The organism is Anoxybacillus thermarum, from assembly GCF_000836725.1.
Classification (GTDB): domain Bacteria; phylum Bacillota; class Bacilli; order Bacillales; family Anoxybacillaceae; genus Anoxybacillus; species Anoxybacillus thermarum.
Map to the genome: position 1 here is coordinate 1 of NZ_JXTH01000100.1, position 5,424 is coordinate 5,424.

General features: G+C 44.2%; 4 protein-coding genes, 1 other RNA gene and 2 pseudogenes. 6 read left to right on the forward strand and 1 reads right to left on the reverse strand.

Annotation, left to right across the window (positions count from 1 at the left end; genetic code table 11):
- From LH47_RS15690 to ssrA, 6 genes and pseudogenes are all read left to right on the forward strand, one after another.
- A pseudogene (locus LH47_RS15690) lies at positions 1-145 on the forward strand (UPF0236 family protein); the annotation flags it as partial.
- A gap of 233 nt (positions 146-378) precedes the next feature.
- A complete protein-coding gene (gene secG, locus LH47_RS14200) occupies positions 379-612 on the forward strand; it encodes a preprotein translocase subunit SecG (RefSeq protein WP_003399361.1) in 234 nt (77 codons plus the stop codon).
- A 53-nt stretch (positions 613-665) separates the two neighbouring features.
- Positions 666-1,403 (forward strand): alpha/beta hydrolase, encoded by a 738-nt coding sequence (locus tag LH47_RS14205; protein ID WP_003399363.1) that lies wholly within the window; start codon positions 666-668, stop codon positions 1,401-1,403.
- A 20-nt stretch (positions 1,404-1,423) separates the two neighbouring features.
- Positions 1,424-3,700, forward strand: coding sequence for a ribonuclease R (gene rnr, locus LH47_RS14210; RefSeq protein WP_043968602.1), 2,277 nt, complete (start codon positions 1,424-1,426; stop codon positions 3,698-3,700).
- A 78-nt stretch (positions 3,701-3,778) separates the two neighbouring features.
- Positions 3,779-4,243, forward strand: a complete 465-nt coding sequence (gene smpB, locus LH47_RS14215) for an SsrA-binding protein SmpB (RefSeq protein WP_003399367.1) — start codon at positions 3,779-3,781, stop codon at positions 4,241-4,243.
- A 96-nt stretch (positions 4,244-4,339) separates the two neighbouring features.
- Positions 4,340-4,692: a transfer-messenger RNA gene (ssrA, locus tag LH47_RS15695) on the forward strand.
- A 134-nt stretch (positions 4,693-4,826) separates the two neighbouring features.
- On the opposite strand, the pseudogene LH47_RS14220 reads toward ssrA, so the two are convergent.
- Positions 4,827-5,132: pseudogene (locus LH47_RS14220) on the reverse strand (site-specific integrase); the annotation flags it as partial.
- Between the last annotated feature and the right edge of the window lie 292 nt (positions 5,133-5,424).

Genomic DNA, 5,424 nt, shown 5'->3' on the forward strand with positions numbered 1-5,424 from the left:
GTCCAAGCGGGTTGAACAGGCCAAACGGAAGGCAGGACGGTTGTGGGCAGATGTGGTGCGTCAGAATCTACCGTGTCTGCAGCGGTCATCCGGGACGCCGATCCATCAAGCGTTGTCGGCGCTTCGGGATTTTGGTTGGGTGTAAAAAAATGGAATACAATATCATCACTTCAAGATGAGGGATGAGAGTCCAAAAGCGCTTACGATATCAATTCCTGAAAATGGTTCGCTAACTAGTGATTGACAACACCCGTAGTGAACCGAAAAAATGTTCTCCACAAAGTCTTGACTGACTCGTATCATTTCGTCCGTTGTACAAATGAATAGTGTTATGTTAAAATAAAACTATTGTGATGTGCGTCGTTGGAGGTGTGAGGTATGCATGCGTTTCTTGTTACGTTGTTAGTGATTGTTTCGCTTGGGATGATTGTTGTTGTGTTATTACAATCCGGTCGAAGTGCAGGGCTTTCTGGTGCGATTACAGGCGGTGCCGAACAATTGTTTGGCAAGCAGAAAGCGCGCGGTATTGATGCGGTATTACACCGTGTGACAGTTGTGCTTGCGGTATTGTTTTTCGTATTAACAGTAGCTGTCACTTATTTTGAACTGTAACAGCGGTCCAGCGATGCGGATCGCTTTTTTCATGGAAGAAGGGAGGAATCGTTTTGAAGCTAGTTGCCCCACAACCGTTTACGTTTGAAGCTGGTGAGCGGGCTGTTTTATTATTGCATGGATTTACTGGAAACTCTGCCGATGTGCGCATGCTTGGGCGTTTTTTACAATCAAAAGGATATACGTGTCATGCGCCGATTTACAAAGGGCATGGCGTGCCGCCCGAAGAGCTCGTTCATACCGGTCCAGAAGATTGGTGGCAAGACGTCATAAACGCTTATGAACATTTAAAACAAAAACATGAAAAAATCGCCGTTGTTGGCTTATCGCTTGGCGGTGTGTTTTCGTTAAAACTTGGCTATACTGTTCCTGTCGTCGGCATCGTGCCGATGTGCGCCCCGATGTATATCAAAAGTGAACAGACGATGTACGAAGGAGTTTTAGCATACGCTCGCGAATATAAAAAACGTGAAGGAAAAAGTGAGGAACAAATCGAGCGGGAAATGATGGAGTTTGCCAAAACGCCGATGAAAACATTAAAAGCATTGCAACAACTTATTGCCGAAGTGCGCGATCATTTAGATTTCATTTATGCACCTGTTTTTGTCGTGCAAGCGCGCCATGATGACATGATTAACCCAGATAGTGCAAATATTATTTATAACGGCGTCGAATCTCCGGTAAAGCAAATGAAATGGTATGAGGAGTCAGGGCACGTCATTACGCTTGATAAAGAAAAAGAACAGCTTCATGAAGACATTTATACGTTTTTAGAATCATTAGATTGGTAATCCTCAAAAGGAGGGATTGAATGAAAGAAAAATTATTAGCGTTTATGCGCGATGAAGCGTATAAACCTCTGACTGTTCAAGAGTTAGAAGAAGCGTTTCATATTACGGATGCGGCCGAGTTTAAAGAACTTGTCAAAACACTTGTCGCATTAGAAGAAGAAGGACTAATCGTCCGGACGAGAAGCAATCGGTATGGATTGCCGGAGAAAATGAACTTAATTCGCGGGAAAGTGACCGGTCATGCGAAAGGGTTTGCGTTTGTCATTCCAGAAGATCCGACGCTTGATGACATTTTCATTCCGCCGTCGGAATTGAAGAATGCGATGCATGGCGACACCGTTCTTGTGCGTGTCAACGGACAAGCAACGGGGGCGCGTCAAGAAGGGACGATCGTCCGCATTATTGAGCGGGGCATTACAGAAGTCGTCGGTACGTATACAGAAAGCAAAAACTTCGGCTTTGTTATTCCAGACGATAAAAAAATCGTCAACGACATTTTTATTCCGAAACATGCCGCAAACGGTGCCGTCGAAGGACATAAAGTTGTCGTTCGTTTAACGACGTATCCGGAAGGACGTATTAGTGCGGAAGGAGAAGTTATTAAAATTTTAGGGCATAAAAACGATCCGGGGGTCGATATTTTATCGATCATTCATAAACATGGATTGCCGCTCCAATTCCCAGAAGACGTCCTTGAACATGCGAACAGCATTCCGGATACGATTTCGGAAGAAGATTTACAAGGACGGCGTGATTTGCGTAACGAAATGATTGTCACGATCGACGGTGAAGACGCAAAAGATTTAGACGATGCGGTGACTGTAACGAAATTAGAAAACGGAAACTATAAACTCGGTGTTCATATTGCTGATGTCAGTCATTATGTTACAGAAGGGTCGCCGATTGACCGCGAAGCATATGAGCGCGGAACGAGCGTTTATTTAGTTGACCGCGTCATTCCGATGATTCCGCATCGCTTGTCAAACGGTATTTGTTCATTAAATCCGAAAGTTGATCGCTTGACGTTGTCGTGCGAGATGGAAATAAACGATCGCGGTGAAGTCGTGAGCCATGAAATTTTCCAAAGCGTCATTCGCACGACCGAACGTATGACGTATTCTGATGTAAACCGCATTCTCGTTGATCGTGATGAAACGCTGCGGGAAAAATATGCTCCGCTTGTGCCAATGTTTGAATTAATGGCAGAATTAGCGGATATTTTACGAAATAAACGAATGAAGCGCGGCGCGATTGACTTTGATTTTAAAGAAGCGAAAGTGCTTGTCGATGAAAATGGAAAACCGTATGATGTCATTTTACGTGAGCGTTCTGTTGCTGAACGATTAATCGAAGAATTTATGTTAGCGGCAAACGAGACGATTGCAGAACATTTTCATTGGATGAACGTTCCATTTATTTATCGTGTGCATGAAGATCCGAAGCCTGAGAAACTGCAGCGTTTTTTAGAGTTTATTACAAACTTCGGCTATGTCGTCAAAGGAACAGGAAACCAAATTCATCCGCGCGCCTTGCAAGAAGTGTTGGAAGCGGTACGTGGCGAGCCAGAAGAAATGGTCGTATCAACCGTCATGCTTCGGTCGATGAAGCAAGCGCGTTATGACGCCGAAAGCCTCGGGCACTACGGATTATCTACCGAATTTTATACGCATTTTACATCGCCGATTCGCCGCTACCCAGACTTAATTGTGCACCGCCTCATTCGCACGTATTTAATCAACGGGCAAATCGATGAACAAACGCAACAAAAATGGGCGGAGAAGCTTCCGGAAATTGCGGAGCATACATCAAATATGGAGCGTCGCGCGGTAGAGGCAGAGCGCGAAACAGATGATTTGAAGAAAACAGAGTTTATGGAAGATAAAATTGGCATGGAGTTTGACGGCATTATTAGCTCGGTGACAAACTTTGGATTGTTTGTTGAACTGCCGAATACAATCGAAGGGCTTGTACACGTTAGCTATTTAACGGACGATTACTATCATTACGATGAGCAGCATTATGCGATGATCGGCGAACGAACAGGGAAAGTGTACCGCATCGGTGACGAAATTACCGTGCGCGTCATTAATGTCAATAAAGAAGAACGCATTGTCGATTTTGAAATTGTCGGCATGAAAGGGAGCAAACGTAAACAAGCGAAAGCTGCTCCAGTCGTCATCGAAGGAAAACGGAAAAAGAAAAAAGAAGAGCAATGGCCAACGAAAAAAACGAAGAAAAAGAAAAAGTTTTATGAAGATATACCAAACATGAAAAAGAAGAAAAAGAAAAAACGATAAGAAGAGCCTCGTCAGTAGAGGCTTTTCCTTTCTTCTTATTTTTGTTAAAATATTCGTTGTCTGAAGGGAGGGAAACAAATGCCAAAAGGGGAAGGTAAGCTCATTGCGCAAAATAAAAAAGCGCACCACGATTATTTTATCGAAGAAACGTACGAAGCAGGACTTGTGTTGCAAGGAACAGAAATTAAGTCGATTCGTGCAGGTAAGGTGAACTTAAAAGATTCATTCGCAAAAGTGGAAAAAGGCGAAGTGTTTTTACATAATATGCATATTAGCCCGTATGAACAAGGCAATCGCTACAATCACGATCCGTTGCGGACTCGCAAATTATTGCTTCATCGCCGCGAAATCAATAAACTCATCGGTTATACGAAAGAACAAGGCTATACGCTTGTTCCGTTAAAGCTTTACATTAAAGACGGCTTTGCAAAATTGTTATTGGGCGTCGGCAAAGGAAAGAAAAAGTACGACAAGCGCGAAGATATGAAAAAGAAAGAAGCGCAGCGTGAAGTCGAACGCGCTTTCCGCGAACGGCAGAAATAAACCCAGTATGTTACAATTGCAAAGCACATGAAATGTGATATAATAAAAAGTGTCAGCCAGTTGTAGAAGCTTAAGCTATTTCGTACGTTTCTCTACGGGGACGTTACGGATTCGACAGGGGTAGATCGAGCTTAAGCTGCGAGCCGAGGGGATCGTCCTCGTAAAAACGTCACTTAAAGATAACTGGCAAAGAAAACTACGCTTTAGCTGCTTAATTTATGCGGCTAGCTCCTACCGCCATCGCCCATGTGGCGGCCTAGGGGTTCATAACAAGTGGGCTACGCCCAAGTCCGCCGTCTGAGGACGCGGGAAGAGAACAATCAGACTAGCTGCTCGGATGCCTGTCGGTAGGCGGAAGATGCAGCGAAACGTAAATATACCGAATACGCTCGTAGATGCTTAAGTGGCGATATCTCTGGACGTGGGTTCGACTCCCACCGTCTCCATTTCTAACATTTGAACGTTTCGGATTAAAAATCGTGAAACCCTTGATACGACTGCGTTTGCGGTCGTTTTTACTTTTTCGAGAATCCGAAAGAATTCCATAGAATTCGAAAAAATTTTGCGCGAATTTTGCACGGTATCATCGGGCATTATAGAGCTCTGTCATGGTTGCATCCACCTGACGCGACTCTTTTTGTTCCATTTCGTCCATGATATGAGAATATGTTTGAAGGGTGGTCACAATATCTTTATGCCCAAGCCGTCGGGAAACATACTTGATGTTTACGCCTTTGAATAGAAGCATCGAAGCATGGGTATGCCGGAGTCCGTGGCATGTGATTTCCTTGATATTTGCCCTTTTACACAGCAAACGAAATGTTTTATTGACTGCGTTATTGGTTACCAGTTCAAATTTACTATTGATGAAAACGAGATTGTGTTCATCATCTTTGGCGAGGAGACCCCGACTTCTAAGCGAGAGCGAAAGTCGGGGAGGAATCGCCCTTCCTCCTTTCTTTTGTATATGATAGAATAAGAATGTGGAGAAAACCGTTGAATCAAGGCACTCCAATCCCCGTTACTCGATGTAGGGAGTTGGTTGCAGGAAACGTTGCAACCGTAAAACATCGAGCGTACATCCGTCTGTTGTGCGTGGAAGTCAAGTACTGCCTACAGACATGCCGAGCCACTCGGTAGCGATATAGGCATGACCTATGTCGTTGGGTAGTCGTCAACCT

What these genes read in the sequence shown, in the direction of transcription:
- secG (WP_003399361.1), top strand. Translation starts at nt 379, where the DNA reads ATGCATGCGTTTCTTGTTACGTTGTTAGTGATTGTTTCGCTTGGGATG.
- rnr (WP_043968602.1), top strand. Translation starts at nt 1,424, where the DNA reads ATGAAAGAAAAATTATTAGCGTTTATGCGCGATGAAGCGTATAAACCT.
- smpB (WP_003399367.1), top strand. Translation starts at nt 3,779, where the DNA reads ATGCCAAAAGGGGAAGGTAAGCTCATTGCGCAAAATAAAAAAGCGCAC.